The organism is Spirobacillus cienkowskii, from assembly GCF_037081835.1.
Lineage (GTDB): Bacteria > Bdellovibrionota_B > Oligoflexia > Silvanigrellales > Silvanigrellaceae > Silvanigrella > Silvanigrella cienkowskii.
Genome location: NZ_CP146516.1, coordinates 1,556,013 through 1,576,402, shown reverse-complemented (window position 1 = coordinate 1,576,402; position 20,390 = coordinate 1,556,013). Strand labels below are relative to the sequence as shown.

18 protein-coding genes are annotated in these 20,390 nt (G+C 34.7%); 11 read left to right on the top strand and 7 right to left on the bottom strand.

Annotated features, from left to right (window positions below; all coding sequences use genetic code 11):
- Positions 1 to 62: 62 nt before the first annotated feature.
- Genes Spiro2_RS06875 through rlmN form a run of 3 tightly spaced genes read left to right on the top strand, consistent with a single transcriptional unit; the run spans position 63 to position 3,048 of the window.
- Positions 63 to 1,004, top strand: a complete 942-nt coding sequence (locus Spiro2_RS06875; protein WP_338634939.1) for a ribose-phosphate diphosphokinase — start codon at positions 63 to 65, stop codon at positions 1,002 to 1,004.
- A gap of 10 nt (positions 1,005 to 1,014) precedes the next feature.
- Complete coding sequence (locus Spiro2_RS06870; protein ID WP_338634938.1) at positions 1,015 to 1,929, top strand: alpha/beta hydrolase; 915 nt, start codon at positions 1,015 to 1,017, stop codon at positions 1,927 to 1,929.
- A 6-nt stretch (positions 1,930 to 1,935) separates the two neighbouring features.
- Entirely contained in the window at positions 1,936 to 3,048 is a 1,113-nt protein-coding gene (rlmN, locus tag Spiro2_RS06865) for a 23S rRNA (adenine(2503)-C(2))-methyltransferase RlmN (RefSeq protein WP_338634937.1), read from the top strand.
- A gap of 11 nt (positions 3,049 to 3,059) precedes the next feature.
- Here rlmN and Spiro2_RS06860 read toward each other — a convergent pair whose 3' ends face one another.
- Both Spiro2_RS06860 and Spiro2_RS06855 read right to left on the bottom strand, forming a co-directional pair.
- Positions 3,060 to 3,836: a substrate-binding periplasmic protein gene (locus Spiro2_RS06860; protein WP_338634936.1), complete on the bottom strand. Its 777-nt coding sequence runs from the start codon at positions 3,834 to 3,836 to the stop codon at positions 3,060 to 3,062.
- Positions 3,837 to 4,029: 193 nt separating this feature from the next.
- On the bottom strand, positions 4,030 to 4,701 hold the full coding sequence (locus Spiro2_RS06855) for an NAAT family transporter (protein ID WP_338634935.1): 672 nt from the start codon (positions 4,699 to 4,701) through the stop codon (positions 4,030 to 4,032).
- Positions 4,702 to 4,772: 71 nt separating this feature from the next.
- On the opposite strand from Spiro2_RS06855, the gene Spiro2_RS06850 reads away from it, so the two are divergent.
- Entirely contained in the window at positions 4,773 to 5,900 is a 1,128-nt protein-coding gene (locus tag Spiro2_RS06850) for a PilZ domain-containing protein (RefSeq protein WP_338634934.1), read from the top strand.
- Here Spiro2_RS06850 and Spiro2_RS06845 read toward each other — a convergent pair.
- Positions 5,897 to 8,026, bottom strand: a complete 2,130-nt coding sequence (locus Spiro2_RS06845) for an asparagine synthetase B family protein (protein ID WP_338634933.1) — start codon at positions 8,024 to 8,026, stop codon at positions 5,897 to 5,899. The two genes, Spiro2_RS06850 and Spiro2_RS06845, sit on opposite strands and share 4 nt — an antisense overlap.
- 76 nt (positions 8,027 to 8,102) lie before the next feature.
- Positions 8,103 to 9,761 (bottom strand): hypothetical protein, encoded by a 1,659-nt coding sequence (locus Spiro2_RS06840; RefSeq protein ID WP_338634932.1) that lies wholly within the window; start codon positions 9,759 to 9,761, stop codon positions 8,103 to 8,105.
- Between the two features lie 80 nt (positions 9,762 to 9,841).
- On the opposite strand from Spiro2_RS06840, the gene Spiro2_RS06835 reads away from it, so the two are divergent.
- The 5 genes from Spiro2_RS06835 to Spiro2_RS06815 are packed head-to-tail and all read left to right on the top strand — an operon-like array spanning position 9,842 to position 15,736.
- Positions 9,842 to 11,509, top strand: a complete 1,668-nt coding sequence (locus tag Spiro2_RS06835; protein ID WP_338634931.1) for a CTP synthase — start codon at positions 9,842 to 9,844, stop codon at positions 11,507 to 11,509.
- Positions 11,502 to 12,815, top strand: coding sequence for a glutamate-1-semialdehyde 2,1-aminomutase (hemL, locus tag Spiro2_RS06830; RefSeq protein WP_338634930.1), 1,314 nt, complete (start codon positions 11,502 to 11,504; stop codon positions 12,813 to 12,815). The genes Spiro2_RS06835 and hemL overlap by 8 nt, the downstream gene beginning before the upstream one ends.
- 31 nt (positions 12,816 to 12,846) lie before the next feature.
- A complete protein-coding gene (gene dtd, locus Spiro2_RS06825) occupies positions 12,847 to 13,386 on the top strand; it encodes a D-aminoacyl-tRNA deacylase (protein WP_338634929.1) in 540 nt (179 codons plus the stop codon).
- The gene (locus Spiro2_RS06820) at positions 13,383 to 14,834 is read left to right on the top strand and encodes a sensor histidine kinase (protein WP_338634928.1); all 1,452 of its coding nucleotides are present in this window, start codon (positions 13,383 to 13,385) and stop codon (positions 14,832 to 14,834) included. The genes dtd and Spiro2_RS06820 overlap by 4 nt, the downstream gene beginning before the upstream one ends.
- A gap of 50 nt (positions 14,835 to 14,884) precedes the next feature.
- Positions 14,885 to 15,736, top strand: a complete 852-nt coding sequence (locus tag Spiro2_RS06815) for a dienelactone hydrolase family protein (protein ID WP_338634926.1) — start codon at positions 14,885 to 14,887, stop codon at positions 15,734 to 15,736.
- A gap of 7 nt (positions 15,737 to 15,743) precedes the next feature.
- Here the strand turns inward: Spiro2_RS06815 and Spiro2_RS06810 are convergent, their stop codons facing one another.
- The 3 genes from Spiro2_RS06810 to Spiro2_RS06800 all read right to left on the bottom strand — a co-directional run bounded on the left by Spiro2_RS06810 (position 15,744) and on the right by Spiro2_RS06800 (position 18,153).
- Positions 15,744 to 16,154 (bottom strand): acyl-CoA thioesterase, encoded by a 411-nt coding sequence (locus Spiro2_RS06810; protein WP_338634925.1) that lies wholly within the window; start codon positions 16,152 to 16,154, stop codon positions 15,744 to 15,746.
- Positions 16,155 to 16,256: 102 nt separating this feature from the next.
- Positions 16,257 to 17,222 (bottom strand): hypothetical protein, encoded by a 966-nt coding sequence (locus Spiro2_RS06805; RefSeq protein ID WP_338634924.1) that lies wholly within the window; start codon positions 17,220 to 17,222, stop codon positions 16,257 to 16,259.
- Between the two features lie 4 nt (positions 17,223 to 17,226).
- Positions 17,227 to 18,153, bottom strand: a complete 927-nt coding sequence (locus tag Spiro2_RS06800) for a response regulator (RefSeq protein WP_338634923.1) — start codon at positions 18,151 to 18,153, stop codon at positions 17,227 to 17,229.
- 139 nt (positions 18,154 to 18,292) lie between these two features.
- On the opposite strand from Spiro2_RS06800, the gene Spiro2_RS06795 reads away from it, so the two are divergent.
- Together Spiro2_RS06795 and Spiro2_RS06790 are read left to right on the top strand one after the other, a co-directional pair.
- Positions 18,293 to 19,303, top strand: coding sequence for a glycosyltransferase family 2 protein (locus Spiro2_RS06795; protein ID WP_338634922.1), 1,011 nt, complete (start codon positions 18,293 to 18,295; stop codon positions 19,301 to 19,303).
- Between the two features lie 89 nt (positions 19,304 to 19,392).
- Complete coding sequence (locus Spiro2_RS06790; RefSeq protein WP_338634920.1) at positions 19,393 to 20,286, top strand: IS982 family transposase; 894 nt, start codon at positions 19,393 to 19,395, stop codon at positions 20,284 to 20,286.
- The last annotated feature ends 104 nt before the right edge of the window (positions 20,287 to 20,390 follow it).

The window sequence follows — 20,390 nt, the reverse complement described above, 5'->3', positions numbered from 1 at the left end:
AGCTTTTCCCGATAGAGAAAAAGTGTCTTGATTTTTACTTTTTTAACTGCGGGTTAAATCATATGGAAAGCGAACCTCTTGTATTTTCTGGCAATGCCAATCTTGAATTAGCCAATAAAATTTGCCAATACCTCAATGTCCCACTTGGAACAGCTCTTATCGGAAAATTTTCTGATGGCGAAACGCGTATTGAAATTCAAAGTAACGTACGCGGGCGTGATGTGTTTATTATTCAACCGACCTGTTTTCCTGCAAATCAAAATATCATGGAATTGCTGATTATGATTGATGCTCTAAGGAGAGCAAGTGCGCAACGCATTACAGCAGTGATTCCTTATTTTGGGTATAGTCGCCAAGAGCGTAAAAGTGCGCCCAGGACTCCAATTACGGCTAAACTGATTGCGGATATTTTGGTGAGTGCTGGGGTAAACCGTATTCTTACCATTGAATTGCATACGGGAGCGATACAAGGATTTTTCAATATTCCACTTGATCATTTATACAGTAAGCCTGTATTTTTAGAGCATTTTTCAAAAATGAATCTCGAAAATCCAATTATGGTTTCGCCTGATGCAGGCGGTGTGGAAAGAGCTCGTGCCCTTGCAAAAGTTCTTGGTTGTGGCATAGCCATTGTCGACAAGCGCCGTGATCGTCCAGGAGATTCACAAGTTATGAATCTTATTGGTGATGTAAAAAATAAAACGGCAATTCTTTTTGATGATATTTGTGATACCGCAGGGTCATTAACATCTGCTGCCAAGGTTTTGATGGAAAGAGGGGCCTTAAAAGTTTATGCTGCAGCAACGCACGGTGTTTTATCTGGGCCAGCAATCGGTCGTTTGAACGATAGCTGTATTGAGAAATTATTTATCACAGATACCATTCCATTATCGGAAGAAGCGGCAACGTGCTCTAAAATTCAAGTATTGAGTGTTTCTGAGCTACTTGGTAAGGCTATCCGTAGAATCCATAACTCAGATTCTATTAGTAATCTTTTTATATAGGTTTATTCTCTTGGAGCAGTTTGATTTTTCTTCAATTTCTGTGACTGTGTCTCAATCAGATCTGAAAGCTGAACCCGGTGTGCAGTATCTTGATTTTGAAGGTGCGCGTATTGCATTTGATTTTCAGCCATCAACAGTTCAATGCAATAAGCTCCTTGTTCTGATAAACGGTTTTCAACGCAACTATCTCGATTTTAGAGCTTTTCGTAAAAAAATTCATAGCTTAAATCCTAGCTTAGCGACTCTTGCACTCGATAATCGTTATTGTGGACAAACGATAGTTACAGAGAAAGCGCAAGAGTTGACTGTTTTTAGAATGGCAAAAGATGTTGCTGCATTGGCCGCATTCTATTGCCGCTCTTTAGAGTTAAACGCATTTTCGGCACTTGGAATTAGTATGGGTGGGATGATTGCGCAAACCCTCGCAGCGCATTGTCCGCAAGTTGATGCACTTATTTTAGTGAGTACAACTGCAGGCGGCCAAAGTCGCGTTTGGCCGCAAGGGAAATCCCATTCAAGTGTGATGCAATTTAAAGATTATTATGTCTCTTTAGATTCAACAAAAAATTACATGAAAAATTATTTTGGAGAGCGTTTTTTAAAGAATTCTCCTTTGTTATTTGAAATGATGTGCAAAACACTTGTCAAAAATCGTGAAAAAGTGGGAGACTCTGTTTTAGATGCAGCACAAATGCAATTAAAAGTAGCTTCAAACTTTGATGGAGAGTCTTTACTATCTAAGATTTTTACAAAAACATTAGTTATTTCAGGAGATGCTGACGCTGTTGTTCCCTTAGCCAACTCCTATTATTTACAAGATCATATTAAAAATTCGTCGTTAATTGTTTATAAAGACGTCGGTCATTTGATTCTTATCGAAGAGCCCGATTTATTTGTTTCTGATATTTGTACTTTTTTAAGTTAGGTTTGTATGACTTTATCGTTAGCTCTAAATATGAATGAAGCGGATTGGGGTGCATGGTGCCAAACTCAGGGAGAACCTGTTTTTCGTGCTAAGCAAATTATGGATTGGATGTATATCCGCCATCAGTTTCAGCCAAGCACTTTTACAAACTTACCGCAAAAACTGCGTGAGCTATTGAGTACACATTTTAATTGGCAGTTGCCAAGCATTGATACTTCACTCCCATCTCAAGATGGAAGTGAAAAAATTTTGCTTAAATTGCATGATGGTTTGTTTGCGGAATGTGTATTAATGCCGTCTGATAATAGAGTGACTTTATGCGTGAGTAGTCAAGTTGGTTGTCGGATGGCGTGTACGTTTTGCCAAACAGGTAAAATGGGGTTTACGCGTAATTTGACAATGGGCGAAATTTTATTTCAAGTTGTTATTGCAAATAAAAGATTAATTGAAAAAAATATATTAAACAGAAAAGTCACAAATATTGTTTTTATGGGAATGGGTGAGCCGCTAGATAATTATCAAAATGTTGTGAGCGCATGTAAAGTTTTTCTTGATCCAAAATTATTTGGGCTTTCTAAACATAAAGTCACAGTTTCGACGTCTGGATTAATTCCTGAAATTCAAAAACTCGGCCACGACGTTCCTGTTGCGTTAGCAATTTCATTGCATTCGGCAGACGAGGCGTTGCGCTCGCAAATGATGCCTGTTAACAGAAAGTATTCTTTGCAAGAATTAAAAGAAACGTTACTCAATTATCCTATTCATACACGTCATGGTATTACGTTTGAGTATGTTTTAATCAATCAGGTCAATGACTCTATTTTACATGCCAAAAAGCTTGTTAAATTTTTACATGGGTTAAAGGCTAAGGTTAATCTTATTCCTATGAATCCGCATCCTGGAGCAAACAATATGATTGCAACAGATGAGATCCGAATGAAAGAATTTCAAAAGTATTTGACAGCGCGTTCTATTCCTGCGCCAATTCGGTATAGTCGTGGGCAAGATGTGAGTGCAGCATGTGGACAGCTGGCAGCAAAACGTAAAGATGAATTGCATCTTGCGCCACGCACTGTGGCATTAGCACGTCGGCGAGAATATTTGGCAGAAAAGTCTTAGTGGGTAAAAATTTATTTTTCTACTTTGAGATTGTATTTTTTTAAGATTTTTTCAAACCGCCCATTTTTTTTAAGTTCTTTAATTCCATCAGACAGCATTTGTGCATATCTTTCAGAATCTGGTAGTGCTTTAGAAAAGCCAATGTAAATCCCTTTTTTGACTCCAAAACTCCCTGCTTCTTTTACTTTATCTTGTAATTTTAGTTGTTTGATTGTATATTGTGCCACATAGCTTTCTTCAATTGTGGCATTAATTTCTTTTCTGATTAATTTGTCCAAGTTTCTTTCAAAAGCATTTTCTCCTCCAGAGGGCATAATCTTTTTGGAATTTTGATTTAAAATGCCCACACCACCTCCATAAACATAACCAAGTACAATGCCTAGTATTGTATTATTTAAAGATTCTGGGTTTTTATACATCCAATTATTTTCTTTTAGCACATAGAATTTGTTGATACTCATGGCAAATTCTTCTTTTGGGAAAACAAGGTAACCTTCTCGTCCTTCTTTGTATGCAGCACCAACTGCGTCGACTTCGCCTTTTTCTGCTCGTTTTATGGCGCGTGCCCAAGGAATCAGGCTATGAGTAAATTTAATATTGTGTTTTGCAAAAATTTCTTCTGCCATATCAATAACGTAACCTTTTAGCTGGGTTGTTTTTTCATCGCAGGTATAGGGACACCAAATGTCAGTTTCAAATTTAATTGTCTTTTTGTCATCGGAATGAGCTGTCAAGTTAAGGATAATTGCAATCGAAATTAAAAAAAATTTTGATAAAAACCGTCTCATTTATCACCTCGTATAAAAACCACAGTTCAAATATTTAGTATATTTTTACTCAACATCAGGTTTGAGGCTAGCTCATAATGCTGTGGGTTATTGGTTTCTGAGACTTTTAGGTTAGCAATATTAAACTTTTAAAACAACAAGGAGGGAAAGATATTTCAATTGATGGCCTATGACGTAAAATAGAGACGGTGTGTTATTTCCAAAGCCCAGGAAAAGAGTCTCTGAGGCCTGTGATCACAAATTCAATGGCAATGGCTGCAATGAGAATTCCAACCAATCGTCCCATGAGGTTTAAACCTGTTTTACCAAGGAGGCGAAAAAGATACTGGCTTGATTTTAAAATTAAGGCAGAAACCCACATCACAAGCAAAATTGCAATAATTAATAAACAGAAATAAAGAACATTGTTTGCTTTAGTGGATTGCACAACGATTGTTGAAATTGCTCCAGGTTCAGCAAGGAGGGGCATAGCAAGAGGCACAATGGAGATGTCATCTTTATGGAGGCTTTCATCTTCTTCTTCATGTTTGATCTTTTCTGATGAACCCATCATGTGTTCTAAAGCAAATTTTAACAACAAAATCCCACCTGCAATCCGTAGCGCAGATATTGAAATTCCAAAAAGATTTAAGACACCCATGCCTGTTACGGCAAACACTAATAAAATAGAAGACGCAACAATGATTGCTTTTCGTCGTGTTTTTTTGACATCGCTAGGAGTGAAACGTTCTGTCAGAAGAAGATACACTGGAATTGCTGCTAGGGGATCGACCATGACAAACACAGAAACAAACGTGTTAAAAAGGTACGACATGGATGCGCCTAGAGATGAGTTTTGATCGATCAAGAAAGAGACGAAATCCATATGAGAGTTCCTGTTATATGTAGTGTTTTTACAAAACAAACCTTGTGTTTGCTTTGTAAAGGAGGATACTAGTGAAATTTCTTGCTGTCAGTCAAGATAATAAATTTACAAAGTCAATTTGTTCTGAATTTAAGCAACAGGGGTATGAAGTTTTTGAGGCAAATTCTTTAAAAGATGCTGATGTTCTCTGTAAAAAAGAAAAACCCGACGTCATTGTGGCTGACCACCTGCAATCTGACGGGAATTTTTTTGATTTTTATGATGCGTTAAAACAATTTTCTGGTAAGGAAGCCCCGCCAGTTGCGATTCTTCTTGCAGAACAAAATAGCCAACTCACACCTGAAGTGGTGATTGCAATGGGTGGGTGGGCTTTGTTTACAAAACCAGTGCCAATTAAGTCACTGTATCATTCTGTCGAAGATGCCGTATTTTCAAGAAAAGAAGGGTATACAAAAAGGCTTGATGAACGCATCGAATTGACTTCGCGCTTGCATATTAAGTTTGGCGACTCACTTCGAATGGTGTCTACATTTTCGACAAATATCAGTTTTGGCGGTTTTTTTGCTTCTTTGACTTCTGACTTGCCGACAGTGGGAGACAGTGTTGATTTTCGCTTGTTGTTTTCGGCTACCGAAATAATAGAAGGCAAAGGAAAAGTTGTTTGGGTTCGAAAAGAAGCGAAGGATGGCGAGCAAATGGGATGTGGTGTACAATTTAGCGAAGGAAGAGAAAAGTATGTACACTTTTTAGTGCCTATTATTAATGAAACACGGACAAAGCAATTTGAATTGGCAGCATTTAAAAACGAAGACATAAATGATATTTTAACTCAGTCTGTTCGTGCCGCAAAAGAAAAAATTTCAAAAACTATAACAGAAATATTATTGTTACCAACATCAGAAAAAGTACAGGTTTTGTGTCGCACTCCGCAAATGTTAAGTGTTTTTTCTTTGTTAATCTATGAAATCGTTTATCCTATGAGAGAAATTAAAGGTTCTAATTGTATGATTGCAATAAAAGAAAAAAGCACAGAATTTGTAGATATCATCTTTACATGTATTCCAAGTGGTGCTTCGCTTTTTGTCGAAGCGTTGATTGAAGATAAAATTCAGCCAATTCTTGATTTGCATAATGCTAAAATTTCTTGTGATTTTAACTCAATTAGTTCAACAATTATAGTAACTTTAAAAAGATCTTAAAGAGCCTTTTGATTTCTGATCACTTTTTCTTCGTATTCTATATCTCTTGTAGGAACATTGCCTTTAATAATGCTTTCATCAATTATTGAAAAGCAAATTAATGTTTGAAAAGTTGAATTTAAATGGGTTAGAGTATAAGCGTTTGCTTTCTTTTTTGAAAAATCATTTCTTAAAAAATCATAAAGCTGAGTGACATATTTGCTATCAAAAAGTTTTGTTTCGTTAACTTTTGTCATAATTTGCTCATAGTAAGATTTTAGATTATTATCGTTAAATAAAAATGGCGATCCAAATTGTTTTTTTGGTGTCATTGTAAAATTTTGCCCTATTTTTTTACTATAACTGCGACGTAAAATAGATTTGTCTTCAAAGCCTCTCACTAGCATATTATCTTTTATTTTTTTGATAAAACTACCCATTTCTCGTGATAAAAAGGGAGTACGTCCTTCTAGGGTATTGGCCATTTCCATTCTATCACCCACCCAGTTAAGAACTTGCACAGGAAGATGAGTTTTGCAAAAATAATTTTGCCACAAAATTAAAGTGTGATCGGGGTTGGATAAAAAATCAGGTTCGTTTTCATAACCAAACGAAAACCAAGACGCGACAGATTCTTTTTGTTCTGCAAGCCATTTGACGCCTTCTTCTTGCCCTAAAATTGCAAATGTAATTGTTTTAATTTGATTAAATAATGGGTGTGCGACGCCCCAAATTTTTAAGCTTTCAACAAAATCTTCGCCTGTTCCTTCTGCACTCGAACCAGCAAGCCAAGGATCTTTTTCAAGACTTGAAAATTTTTTTTGAAACACATTGTCTCGCCAATTTGTGCCAATAGGGGAGGCATTGATTTTATCTTCAACATTTTTTTCTGGGCGACTACTTAGAGCAAATTTCCACCAATTCGCATATTTAAAACTTGGATAACCACAAAGCAATTCATCGGCGCCATCGCCCGTTAAGACTCCCTGAACATGCTGTGCTGTAAAGCGACTGAGCCACCATTTTGCGGCGCCATTTGTGTAAGGTTGCACATTTTCAGAATAGTAAACAGCATGTTTATAAGAGTAGAAAAGATTTTGTTCATTGATCTTCCAAATATTTGGAATAATATTGAGTTTTTTTGCAAAGGAGAGTGCTTCAGTGGATTCGTTGTATTCTTCGTTTGCAAAACTGACAGTAAAAGACTTTAATCTCTCTTTAGGACGTTTTTTTAGATAATATTGCAAGGCTTCAAATGCAACAACCTTAGAATCAACACCGCCACTTAAATAAACACCAAGTTCAACATCAGACAGCATTCTGTTTTCTATAGATTTATGCAGAGTTTTTGTAAATTCACCATATAATTCATTTTCGTTTTCGGATTCTTTTCCACTAGATTCTGTCATTCTTATGGGGGATTTGGTGAGTTGTAATTTAACAACGAAAAAGTCACCCTGTTTTTTAGCATAAAGAATTGAGTTTGGAGGCAGTTGTATAATATTGCGATAAGGTGTGCGAATGGGTTCGTAAAGACCAACAAACTGTCTTAAAAATCCCTCTCTATCCCATGATTTTTCGGTGCATAATCCTTTTATTTCACTTGCAAAATGAATTGATTTTGTTTTGAATACATAAGATTCTTTTGCGATAGAAAACATTTTTGTATCAACATCTTCTAACCCTAAAAATAGAGGCTTAACTCCAAATGGATCACGCATAGCAACAATTTCAGATCCATCTGTATTTAAAATCGTAAAACTATATTCACCTTCTATATATTTTTTGATGTCCAGTCCGTAGTTAAGAAATCCTTCAAGAATTGTTTCTGTATCGCTTTTCGTAGTAAATTTATATCCTTGCTCTACCGAAATTTTTTGTCTTAGCTTCAAAAAATTATAAATTTCACCATTAAAAACAATGGCCCACTTTTTATTTTTACTCAGCATTGGCTGAATATTTAGTGCTTTGTCTTGAAATGATAACCTAAAATGAGAAAGTAAAATATTGCTGAATTCCATTTTTCTCATAGGTTCGCTGCCGCGATGTTTTAAGCTAGCGGCTTTAGAAAAAAAATATTCTTTAAAATTAGATTGATTTAAAAATTGGCTTGTTGGGGTATAAATAACTCCAGAATATCCGCACATATTAACCTGCTTTTCATATTAAAACAATTTTTTATAATTGCTTTGTATTTTATTACTAAATATAATTTGGGTAAGATCACTTTTTTGCTGTTTCTTTAGCAAGTCTTGCAAGTACTGCGAGAGCTCGTGAAACAGAATTGAGTCCTAAATTATTTTCAAAATCGCTGTTTAATAAAATCTCTTTCCAAAGAGCATACTCTCCTGATAATTCTTGTTGATGATTAATATTATGAAGTAAAGATTGAAATCTGGCTTCAGCACTGGTGAACTGTTGTGTTTCTGAGCGTGTTAATCTTGATAAAAGTTTGAGGGCATATAATGATTCTGTTCTGCTAGCAAAGAAAGGTGACTTTTTTCTCATTGAACGAGCAAGAAATTCTACGTAATCAATGTGTGGTGTTGAGGGTTCAAAATTATCTTGCAAAGTTTCTCGATACACTTTTTCGAGTAATGAGGAAGAGTATTCTTGTAACCATAATGCTGGTGCGATTTGAAATATGGTTGCACAATACTTGCTACCACCCTCAATTACCCATTTAGGTGGTTCTCTTAGGCTTGCATCCCAAATGTGTGATGCAAGAGAGCGAATCCATCGCCAGTGAAAGCGTTTAAAAAAACGACTTTCTTCATTATTAATTGGCATTTCTATTGCCCAATTGGCAATGTATTTAGACACATATTGACTGTCTTTTTCTGTTAATGTCTCTAACACAGGAAAAATGCATTGAGTCAAAAGTGTTGCTTTTTCAAATAAATTTTCACTATTTTCTTTTATTTTTTGAAGTGGATGAGAGTTAATAAATGAAAAATCTTTTTGAATTGCTTTTATAAGTCCTCGTATTATTTGTACATGAGTGGTGCTATTTTCTGTAGCTGTTATGATAGCGCGCGTATAATTGTCGTAGTTGTCTTCGTGTAAAATGGTTTCAACTAAAGCCTTTTCAAATAACCATTCTATAATAAAGCCAATTTTAAATTCAGATAGCTTATTTGATTTGATAATGTCTAATACGGTGTTGAGATGTTTAATACGACCAGTTGTGCCAATGAGTGTTGGATTTGTTTTATAATAAAAAGTGCCGTTGTGATGCAAATGGTCATCTGTAGATTTGAGTATTATATTTATCATTTCTAAAGGTTCTGGCCTTATTGTTGCAACTGTTGTATCATTAATGTAGTCGTTTGGCGACATAAGCATAAAACGAAGATGCTGAAAATTACTCGAGTTTCTCATCATTTTTGATAAAAAAGGATTGGTCATTTTAATTGCAGCAGTTAAGCTTGCCTTGTCATTTAAGTCTATAGGCTTTCGAGAATGAAAAAAAGATAAAACTTTCTCAGATAATACTTCAATCATTTTATCAATTTTTAAAGGATTGTGTGAGTCGTGTTGAAAATTTTTTTGCACATACCGTAATAACACGCGTAGTGATCCTGTCGCTGATTTAAATGATAAGAATTCCGGAAATTGGGGATGCGTTGCGAGGTAAAATACCAAATCACTGCAATCTTCGGTTGAATTTGCATGCGTAACGGCTTCTAAAATGCCATTACAGGTTGCTGTATTTAAAAGATAAGAAGGCACATTGGATTCAAAAATTTGTGCACGTAGAACATCAGCAATGGTTTGTGGAGAAATTTTTCGTTCCACAAAACCCATTAACATATGAGAGACAATACCGTCAGTGGATTGCTGTTCTGCACTCATTTGAAATTGGTTGCGCAGATTCTTCATTGTTTTCTTGACTCCTGACCATAAGTTAGTGTTACCCTGTGTTCCCGTGTCGAAACAAGATTGTCGAACGGAGTATATCAATGCATCAATACGATACTAAATCCCATCAAAGGTTCTCTCAACATCCCGTAAAGTATATATTTGTTACAGGAGGCGTCGTTTCCAGTATTGGAAAAGGGCTCGCTGCCGCAAGTATCGGAGCATTGCTGGAGACGCGCGGTTTGCGCGTAGCCATGACAAAAATGGATCCTTACATAAACGTTGACCCTGGGACAATGTCTCCATTTCAACATGGAGAAGTGTTTGTCACAGATGACGGTGCAGAAACCGATCTCGACTTGGGTCATTATCAAAGATTTACTAAAGCAAATTTAGCAAAACGCAATAGTTTTACCTCAGGCCAAGTCTACGATACCGTCATCAGCAAAGAACGCCGTGGCGATTATTTGGGAGGAACTGTGCAAGTGATTCCTCATATTACAGACCAAATAAAAGCAAATATCATCACAGCGTCTGAAGGTGCTGATGTTTCAATCGTAGAAATTGGTGGTACCATTGGCGATATCGAGAGCCTACCATTTCTCGAGGCAATCCGCCAGTTCCGTAACGATGTTGGCAAAGAAAATTCTATTTTTATCCATGTCACTCTTGTTCCGTATATTCGTGCAGCTGGAGAACTCAAAACAAAGCCCACTCAGCACTCGGTCAAAGAACTACGCTCTATTGGAATTCAACCAGATATCCTAATCTGTAGAGCTGATCAGCCTATGGCACAAGATGTGAGATTAAAAATTTCTACATTTTGCAACTTGCCAAAAGAAAATGTATTTGAGGCACTTGATGCAGATAGTATTTATAAAATGCCGATTATTTATCATGAGCAACGCATGGATGCTCGTATTGTCGAATTGCTTGGAATTTGGACGGCACAACCCAATTTAGCAGAATGGAATCGAATTATTGAGTGCATCGAACGGCCAAAACATCATATTCAAGTGGCTGTGGTGGGCAAGTATATGGGCACACGCGATTCGTATAAATCTGTTTATGAAGCCCTTACCCACGCAGGAATTGCAAATGAGTCACAGGTAAAAATTGTTGGGATTGATTCTGAACAACTGACTTTGCAAAATGCAAAAGAAGTTTTGAAAGAGTATGATGCCATTCTTGTTCCTGGTGGTTTTGGTGATCGTGGTATTTTAGGTAAAATGGCAGCAATCCATTATGCTCGCGAAAACGATGTTCCTTTTTTTGGTATTTGTCTTGGTATGCAGCTTGCTTGCCTTGAATTCGCGCGCAATAAACTTGCAATTGCGGATGCAACATCAGAAGAGTTTGATAGTCATGCAAAAAATAAAGTGATTCACTTGATGGAAAGCCAACAAGGAATTGATCGCAAAGGCGGTAGCATGCGACTTGGCGCTTACGATTGCGTTGTGCGCCGTAATACAAAAGCGTTCTTTGCGTATCAGTCAGACACAGTGAGCGAAAGACATCGTCATCGTTATGAATTTAATTTAAAGTTTAAACATCGATTTGAAGAAGCTGGGTTTTTAGTTTCTGGAGAAAGTCCAGACGGAACTCTGGTTGAGATGATGGAATTAAAAGATCATTTGTGGTTTTTAGCATGCCAAGCGCATCCAGAACTCAAAAGCAGACCGATTGCCCCTCATCCATTATTTAAAGATTTTATTGCCGCGGCTCTTATTCATCATAAACGTAAACTAGAGGAAAGTAGTTATGCTTAATGAACAATTGCTCAAAAATTCAAATTCATTGTCTGTCATGGAAAGAAGTCGCAACATATTTCCTGGAGGCGTAAACTCTCCGGTGCGGTCTTTTCGTTCTGTTGGTGGTGAGCCATTGGTGTTTTCTCATGGGCATGGCAAATACTTATTTGATGTTGATGGCAACGCTTTTGTTGATTTTTGTTCTTCTTGGGGGCCACTCATTTTAGGGTATTCTCACCCAAGTGTTGTTTCTGCACTGCACAAGCAGCTAGACAAAGCCATCACTTTTGGTGCCCCATCCGAACTCGAAGTGCAGCTTGCCGAAAAAATGCAACAATGGATTCCTGGTTTAGAGATGATGCGTTTTGTCAGCAGTGGTACAGAGGCGACAATGAGTGCAGTGCGCGCAGCCCGTGCTGCAACCAAAAGAAATAAATTTGTTAAATTTGAAGGCTGTTATCACGGCCATGCGGATCAATTTTTAGTGAAAGCAGGAAGTGGACTTGCGACATTAGGCAATACAAGCTCTGCGGGTGTGCCTGAGGGAACGATTCAAGACACCTTAACTGCTATTTACAATAGTCAAGAAAGTGTTTCCGAAATTTTTAATCAGTACGGTTCTGATATTGCCGCTGTCATTATTGAGCCCATTGCCGCTAATATGGGACTTGTTGCGCCTGAACCAAAGTTTATGCACTTTTTGCGTGATATCACCAAAAAATATGGAACGGTTTTAATTTTTGATGAAGTGATGACAGGTTTTCGTCTTTGTCGTGGCGGTGCCGCGGAGTATTTTCAAATACAACCTGATTTATGGACTTTTGGTAAAATTATTGGAGGCGGTCTTCCTGCTGCAGCCTATGGTGGCAAAAAAGAAATTATGCAACACATTTCTCCATTAGGCAGCGCGTATCAGGCTGGAACGTTATCGGGTAATCCTCTTGCAATGGTCGCAGGGTTTACAACTCTATGCGCCATAGAAGAACAAAATGCTTTTTGTCAGTTAGAATCGTTGGGAGAGTATTTCGATCTTTTAGTACAGAAACAGCTGACAGAGTTTATGGAACAATCAAAGATTTGTTACTTTAGGGTGGCCTCGTTTTTTTGTTTCTTTTATGGAACAAATAAACTTCCTAAAAATTTTGCAGAAGTATCGAGAACAGATATGACTTTATTTAATAAGGTATTTCATGCGTTACTTTGTGAAGGAATTTACCTTGGACCAAGTGGGTATGAAGTTGGTTTTTTAAGCACATGCATCGAAAAATCAGACTTAGAAAAATTGGTTTTAGTTATTAAAGATGTTTTAAAGCGCAACAATTAATATGCGTAAAACATTAAGCATGGAATAAAAAATGTATAAAAAACTCCGCTATCGGTGTGTTGTCCAACGTGCAAAGCATGCAGAAGTATGCATTGACGATGTTTCACAGGGAAAACTGGATTATGGTTTAGTTGTTTTTTTAGGTTTTGGTTTTGCTGAAAAAGTTGAAATCGATTTGCTTGAAGAACAACAAAACAATTTAAATTTATATTTAGATTATCATCACCAAGCATTAAGTAAACTTGTGGATAAACTACTTTTGCTAAGAGTTTTTGAAGACGCACAAGGTAAAATGAATCATTCTATCAAAGATATTTGCGGAGGGTTTTATATAATTAGTCAATTTACATTGTTTGCAGACTGTCGCAAATCAAATAGACCACATTTTCTTTTTGCCGCAAATAAATTGATTGCAGAGCCAATGTATGAGAAATTTTTACAGATACTAAAATTAAAGGCAGCAAATTTACCCATATTTCACGGGCAGTTTGCTGCAGATATGAAAGTTTCGTTTTGTAATGATGGGCCTGTAACTTTAATTATTGAATCTGATGCGAAAGGAATTGTGTGAGCTCAAATTCTCACTTAGCAAATGTTAAAGCGAATTTACGTCCCTTAATTTCTGTTTTTTATCCAAGTACAGTTAAACAAAGAATTTTTTTAGGTATTATTATTGGCACTTTTTTTTGTTTGTTAATTGTTCAATTTTTACCAATATTTTTTGTGTTACCAATATTTTTAATTTATTGTTACTTTATTTTGTACGTGCTTGTTGATAAACCAACGCAATCTTTATTACAACTTACGCGTCATGGTGGTTTTGATGTTGGCGTTGATAAGGTGGCTATTGTTGGGCATGATGAATTTTCGAGAATTGCGCGTGCTGTGCAAGATATGGCCAAAAGAATGCGTGGCAGTATTCTTGAAGCACGAGAACAAACATCAAGACTTGATGAAATTTTTGCAGCCATAGGAGAAGGTGTTGTTATTGTTAATTACCAAGGAAAAGTTCTTAAAATTAACAATACAGTCAGGAGATGGCTTGGTTGGTACACCGATGTTGCTGATCGCGATATTTTAGAAGTGTTACGGAGCGTTGAACTATCAGAATTGATAAAAAAAATGATTCAAAATGTTTCTCATGATCACGCAATTCAGCCGCAAATTATTGAATCTTTGCATTTAGATGGTCCTGAAATTCGGCGTGTGCGAGCTAAAATTGTGGTTTTGCATTCGGAACAACAAAATCCTGTATTTATGATTTTTCTTTTTGATCTCACAGATATCCATAAAGGCGAAGAAATTCGCAGAGAGTTTTTTGCAAATGTCAGCCATGAGCTCAAAACTCCAATTTCTGCAATTCGTGGTTATGCAGAAATTATTCAAGACATGCCTGCATTAAAAGATAATGATATGGCACAAAATTTTTTAACTGTGATTGTAAGAAATTCAGAAAATCTCACAAAATTAATTGATGAAATGCTGATTGTGACAGGACTCGAGTCGGGATCGTTGACATTGGTGATCAAACCTTATCAAATTCACGAAGGAATTCGACGAGTTGTCGAAAATATTTTGCCTAAAGCAAAGCAAGCTGGAGTTGAGATTCAGTCGGATGTGGATCCTGAAATTGAAGAAATTTATGTTGATGCGCAAAGATTTGATTCTGTATTGGTGAACCTCGTAGACAATGCTGTGAAGTACAACCGTCCTGGTGGTATTGTGAAAATTAGTGTGCGCAAAAATGATACGCATCATATCGTTTTTTTAGAAGATACAGGAATTGGGATTCCTAATCATTCTCGTCTGCGTGCCTTTGAAAGGTTTTATCGTGTAGACAAATCACACAATCGATTGGGTGGCGGTTCTGGGCTTGGTTTGGCAATTGTCAAACATATTGTTCAGGCTCACGGAGGAACAATAACCCTACGGAGTGAAGTGGGAGTTGGTAGTGTTTTTACAATTATGTTACCTAAAGAGCCTAGTAAAAAGAAAATTGACTTATTAACCCCGTTTTGATATAAAGTACTGATATTTATAAATTAAATAATTTGTTTGAGGGTTTTGTTATGCTCACAGACTCCAAAGGGAAGTTGCGTAATGTAAATCGGAGGGATTTTGTCCTGAAAACAGCGCTGCCAATCGGATTTGCGTTGGCTGTATCGCAGGTTGCGTTTTCTGTTATTGAGACAGATTTAGAAGGCATAGAAGCTTCAGAAATAAAAATTAAGTCTGGCAATATTGAGTTACCTGCTTATCAAGCGATGCCTAAACAAAAAAGTAACTTAACACCACTCATTATTTGCCACGAAATTTTTGGTGTGCATGAGCATATTCGCGATGTGTGTAGACGGTTTGCAAAACTTGGCTATTACGCTATTGCACCTTATTTGTATGCAAGACATGGAGAGGTGGCAAATATTAAGGATATTCCAACTATAATCTCAGATGTTGTTTCAAAAGTTACTGTTGCAGACGTGAATGCAGACCTTGATGCAACGGTCAAATATTTAAATGCCACAAAAAAAGCAAATATGCCTCGTTTAGTTGTGACTGGATTTTGTTGGGGTGGTAAAGCGACATGGATGTATGCGGCGCATAATCCTAAAATAAAATGTGCTATTGCTTGGTATGGAAGCCTTGTTAATCCGCCGGAACAAAAATCTCAATCACCAATTGATATTGCACAGCAGTTAAAAGTTCCTGTACTTGGCTTGTATGCTGGTAAAGATAAAAATATTTCTTTGGATCAAGTTGCGCAAATGGAAAAAGCCTTAGCAAAAGGAAAGAGTAAATCAAAAATTATTATCTATCCTTATGCGGAACATGGTTTTTTTGCTGATTATCGTCCATCATATCAAAAATCTTCGGCAGAACAGGCTTTGTCTGAAATGTTGCAATGGATTAAACAACATTCTTAGACATAGTTTAATGGGAAAATTCTTGTAATTTTTCGACAAATTCTTTTGGAAATTTAGAAATTTTATTATTTTTGAAATTAAAGCAAACTAATTTGATGTACCCAACAGCAGACATCTTATTTTGTTTAATATTTTTAATTTCAGAGTTCATTTTTACAGTATAATCACTTATTTCAGTAAAATAAGACAAAACTTCAATTTTATCTAAGAAATGAATTTGTGATTTGTATTTAAAATTCACTTCATGAACAACCAAGCCCATTTGATCTTCATTGATGTGGAGTTCACTTGTACCAATGCTATCAAAAAAAGAACAACGCGCATCATGAACAATAGAAATTAATTTGTCGTGTCCCAAATGATTTCCATAGTTAATATCAGAAATTCTTATTTGATAAGTTTTATTGTGAAAATTCATGTTATTATAGCTTTAGAAAGGCAAAATTAAATAAATAAACAATTATATTTGTTTATTTAAAATTTATTCTATTAATTAGTTTTTATAATGTCAATACAGAATTCATTTTAAAAAAGTTTTTGTAAAATCAAAATATTTTTGAGTATTTATACCGGAACAAAAGTGGATTGATGATTTGTTATTGCAAGGTTTATCACGATCTAATGACCACATATGCAAACCTCCAATATTTACTTTATCAGCAAAACTTTTAAGCTCTGACACATTTGCAATTGTAAATACTTCATTTTTAATATCATTTATTCCAATCATTGGAGTTATATGTATAATTTTCCAAATCTCTTTGCGATCTTTTTTAGGATATACCGAATTTAAAAAAAATTTTAAATTATTTGCTGCTTGTATAGCATATTTTGCCATGTTTTGGTTGTATTTTTTATGGTAACTCATTGCTAATAAATTGACAGTAAATGTAATTTTATTTGCTGCTAAATCCTTTATTAATTTTTTTGTTCTATTTTCAATGCCATACGGCATAGTGGGAATAGTTAATGTTATTAAAACATTTGGATATTTGGTGTGAAAAATTTTAATTGCTTGAATAATTTTATTTATTGAATTGGGTTTACTTAAAATACGACTTTCTAAATCAAAATCAAATCCTAAAGGAGAATAAAGATTATAAATTTTCTCATATGCCTGAAATAGTTCTGCTGAATTGGCGCATTGAATCGACAAATCATGGCCATCTGCACCACCTAAAGAAATTTGGTATTCAATTGAGTTTTCTTTTAATAATTTAAAAGTTTTGATATATTTTTGCTCTGTTAAAGAATTATAAAAGCTACCATCCCATGAAGGAAGACATTTTTTTCCATCTTGAATAAAAGCAAGAATAATTTTTCTTAAGTTCAAAGAATTTAGTATATTAATCAATTGATCGCCATCATAAAGTGAAATTTGTAGATAGGGACTAAATGGCGTTTTATAATTTATTGAATAACAATTGATACTGTTTAAAAATACGATTAAAATAACATAAATTTTTATTTTTTTAATTAGTTTCATTTTGCTAAAAGTTTCCAACTAAAATTTTTGCCATTGTATTGATATTTTCAATGTTTTTTTTATTAGATTTTGTATAGTAATTTATTGTTTTAAAATGTTGCGATAAAGTATTGCTAATTAATATTAATGAAGAGTTCGATTGACTAATTTCTTGGATATTAAATAAAACCTCAGGACTATCAAAAATAAGATGATAGCTATCTATATCAAAGTTTAACATCCTTCTTAGATCAAAAATGACTGAGCTGAGTTCTTCAAGATATGGAAGTCTTGCAATTAAAGATGCTTTTATTTGTAAGTAAATAATTCTTCCGAGTTCAAAAGAATCATTACTAATATTAAAGTTTTTAAAAAATACTTTTCCTTCTTGAATAGAAAGTATTAAAATATTTTCTCCATTGTTAAATAATTCTAAAATATCTTTTTTTATTAAAATGTCTTTTTCTGATGTATTAAATCCAATCAAAATTTTAATTTTATTATTTTGACTTTTAAGAGTTGTATTGAGAATATTCAATAAATTTTTAACATCAGTAGAAACTTGCGTAATATCAATAGGTTTTGGCATGTATTTTGTGGCGCCGAGTTCATTTGCTCTACGTCGAGTGTGCTCATCTTTGTCACCACTGACGCAAATAATTGGAATTGAAGAGAGGGTGGGATGTTGACGAAAATGGTGTAAAATTTCAAATCCATCAACATTTGGCATATTGAGATCAAGTAAAATTAAATGAGGATTAATTTGGTCTGCAATAAGCATTGCATTTGTGCCAGAAAGTTCACTTGTTACATTAAAGTATCGTGATAGTGCTTTTGTAATAATTTTTTGTGATATTTCATCGTCGTCAATATAAAGAATTTTCTTTTTTTCTTCTGGTGTTATATTTTTTCTTTCAAGATTTTCTTTTTCTTCAGTATTTGATTCACTCATATTATTTGTCCTATATTAATCATTTATCATAAATTCAAAAAAATTCATAATTTGCGTCATTTTTTTGAATGACTTGAGTTAAGTATTTTAAAATATTATATATTATACTTTAAATTTAATGTTTAAAGAAATAATTAGAATGAAAAAAAATAAATTTAAGATTAAAGATTTAGATACAGTTGTATTAATATCTATTGTGCTGTTTATTTGTACTTTTGCAATTTTTTTGTTTTTTAGATTGACAGAATTTAAAGAATTAGTTGGAATAGAAAAAATATTTTTTCAAGCAATGCGATTTTATATGCTATTTCTTTTTGGAAGATTAGCAATGCATTTACTACTTAGTTTTGCAAATCGATATTTTTCAAAAAATTTAAAAAAATTGGATTATTATCCACTTGTTAGTGTAATAATTCCTTGTTTCAATGAAGAAAAAGTTATTAGTCATGCTGTAAAATCAACTTTAGCGATCAGTTATCCTAATATTGAAATATTATTGGTTGATGATGGATCGAGTGATGCAACAGCAGAGGTCATCGCTCTCTTAGAAAGTAAAGGAAGCATTAGAGCTATTCACCAAGAAAATGCTGGAAAAGCGGCTGCTCTCAATAGAGCTATTTCAGAAGCTCATGGGGATTATATTTTTTGTATGGATGCAGATAGCATTATTAATTCGGATGCGATTCAAATTGGCATGAAGTATTTTCAGCAAGATCCACAAGTTGCTGCAGTTGCTGGAAGTGTTGAAATTGGAAATGTAAAAAATTTTATTACTTCTTTTCAAAGGCTCGAATATATTTCTGGTTTGAATTTATATAAAACGGCACAGTCTTTTTTAAAAAAAGTCACAGTTATTCCTGGGCCAATTGGGTTATTTAATAAATCAATAGTTCAAGAAGTTGGTGGTTATCGTTCGAACACGTATGCAGAAGACTGTGAGTTGACAGTTCGCTTACTCATGAATGGCTACAAAACAATGTATGATTCTGAGATGGTTGCCATTACGGAAGCTCCAGAAGATTTTCAGTCTTTAATTTCGCAAAGATATAGGTGGTCTCGAGGAGTTGTGCAAGCCATTCGAGAGAATATTTATTGGTTATTTCACCCATTGAAGAGCTTTTCTAATTTTCTTGTTATTAATGCCAGTTAATAGTTGAGAAAGTTATTGTGAGGCTTGAAGAAATAGCTCCAATTTGTTAAATAATTTTTGCACAAACAAAATTAACAAAGGAGCTACCAATGGACTGGCAGAGCCAACTCATCACTGTATACCTTACTACCTGCGATTTCTTTTCTCAACTCTCTCCAACCTCTTTTTTAAAAATTAGTCCAAACTCAAATCCCTCGTTCACAGACCAAGAAGTCACCACTATTTACATCTTTGGAGTTTTAATGAAACAAAAAAATATAAAAGCTATTTTTAACTTCACTAAAAATTTTATTCCAAACTGGTTTCCTCACTTGCCTTCTTATGAAGGATTTTTGTCAAGACTTAATAGCTTAAGTAAACTCTTTCCTGAACTTGCAAACTTTATTTTAAAAAATAATAAATTTAAAATCCCTAAAACAAAATCCAAACCTTTTATTCTTATTGACTCTTTACCTATTATACTCACAACTGGTTTTCGGGCGCACAAGTGCAATACTGCAAACGATATTTCTGCTATTGGCTATTGCTCTTCAAAAGATAAATTTTACTATGGGTTAAAACTTCATCTCGCTGCTTTGTTTCAAAATAAAAAACTTGCCGCACCTATTGATTTTAAAATCACACCCGCCGCAACTCACGACTTAACTGCTGTTAAGAATGATCTTTTAAACTTCAAACATTCGCAAATCTTTGCCGATCGTGCTTACTGTGACAAATCAACTAAAAAAAACTTGAATCAAATAAACTCTAAATTACACACACCAATTAAACTCTCTCGGAATAAAAAAACTCTTTCTAGTGATGAGAAAGTTTATTCTAAATCTGTTAGCTCTATTCGGCAGTCCATTGAAATCCTTTTTAACTGGTTAATTGAATCCAGCGGTATTCAAATCGCATCAAAAGTTCGATCGACTAAAGGCCTTATCGTCCATGTTTTCGGACGATTTTCTGCCTGCCTGTTTAACTACTTATTCAAATTCTAATTGATTTTTCTCAACTATTAATTGGCATTATTAATTATTTAATTATAGAATCATTATTTATACCTGTAGCAAATTTTATTTTTGGAATTTTTGCTATTACTCAT

What these genes read in the sequence shown, in the direction of transcription:
- Spiro2_RS06855 (WP_338634935.1), bottom strand. Translation starts at nt 4,701, where the DNA reads ATGGATTTCGTCTCTTTCTTGATCGATCAAAACTCATCTCTAGGCGCA.
- Spiro2_RS06810 (WP_338634925.1), bottom strand. Translation starts at nt 16,154, where the DNA reads ATGAATTTTCACAATAAAACTTATCAAATAAGAATTTCTGATATTAAC.
- Spiro2_RS06815 (WP_338634926.1), top strand. Translation starts at nt 14,885, where the DNA reads ATGCTCACAGACTCCAAAGGGAAGTTGCGTAATGTAAATCGGAGGGAT.
- hemL (WP_338634930.1), top strand. Translation starts at nt 11,502, where the DNA reads ATGCTTAATGAACAATTGCTCAAAAATTCAAATTCATTGTCTGTCATG.
- dtd (WP_338634929.1), top strand. Translation starts at nt 12,847, where the DNA reads ATGTATAAAAAACTCCGCTATCGGTGTGTTGTCCAACGTGCAAAGCAT.
- Spiro2_RS06795 (WP_338634922.1), top strand. Translation starts at nt 18,293, where the DNA reads ATGAAAAAAAATAAATTTAAGATTAAAGATTTAGATACAGTTGTATTA.
- Spiro2_RS06875 (WP_338634939.1), top strand. Translation starts at nt 63, where the DNA reads ATGGAAAGCGAACCTCTTGTATTTTCTGGCAATGCCAATCTTGAATTA.
- Spiro2_RS06860 (WP_338634936.1), bottom strand. Translation starts at nt 3,836, where the DNA reads ATGAGACGGTTTTTATCAAAATTTTTTTTAATTTCGATTGCAATTATC.
- Spiro2_RS06840 (WP_338634932.1), bottom strand. Translation starts at nt 9,761, where the DNA reads ATGAAGAATCTGCGCAACCAATTTCAAATGAGTGCAGAACAGCAATCC.
- Spiro2_RS06800 (WP_338634923.1), bottom strand. Translation starts at nt 18,153, where the DNA reads ATGAGTGAATCAAATACTGAAGAAAAAGAAAATCTTGAAAGAAAAAAT.
- Spiro2_RS06835 (WP_338634931.1), top strand. Translation starts at nt 9,842, where the DNA reads ATGCATCAATACGATACTAAATCCCATCAAAGGTTCTCTCAACATCCC.
- Spiro2_RS06845 (WP_338634933.1), bottom strand. Translation starts at nt 8,026, where the DNA reads ATGTGCGGATATTCTGGAGTTATTTATACCCCAACAAGCCAATTTTTA.
- rlmN (WP_338634937.1), top strand. Translation starts at nt 1,936, where the DNA reads ATGACTTTATCGTTAGCTCTAAATATGAATGAAGCGGATTGGGGTGCA.
- Spiro2_RS06805 (WP_338634924.1), bottom strand. Translation starts at nt 17,222, where the DNA reads ATGAAACTAATTAAAAAAATAAAAATTTATGTTATTTTAATCGTATTT.
- Spiro2_RS06790 (WP_338634920.1), top strand. Translation starts at nt 19,393, where the DNA reads ATGGACTGGCAGAGCCAACTCATCACTGTATACCTTACTACCTGCGAT.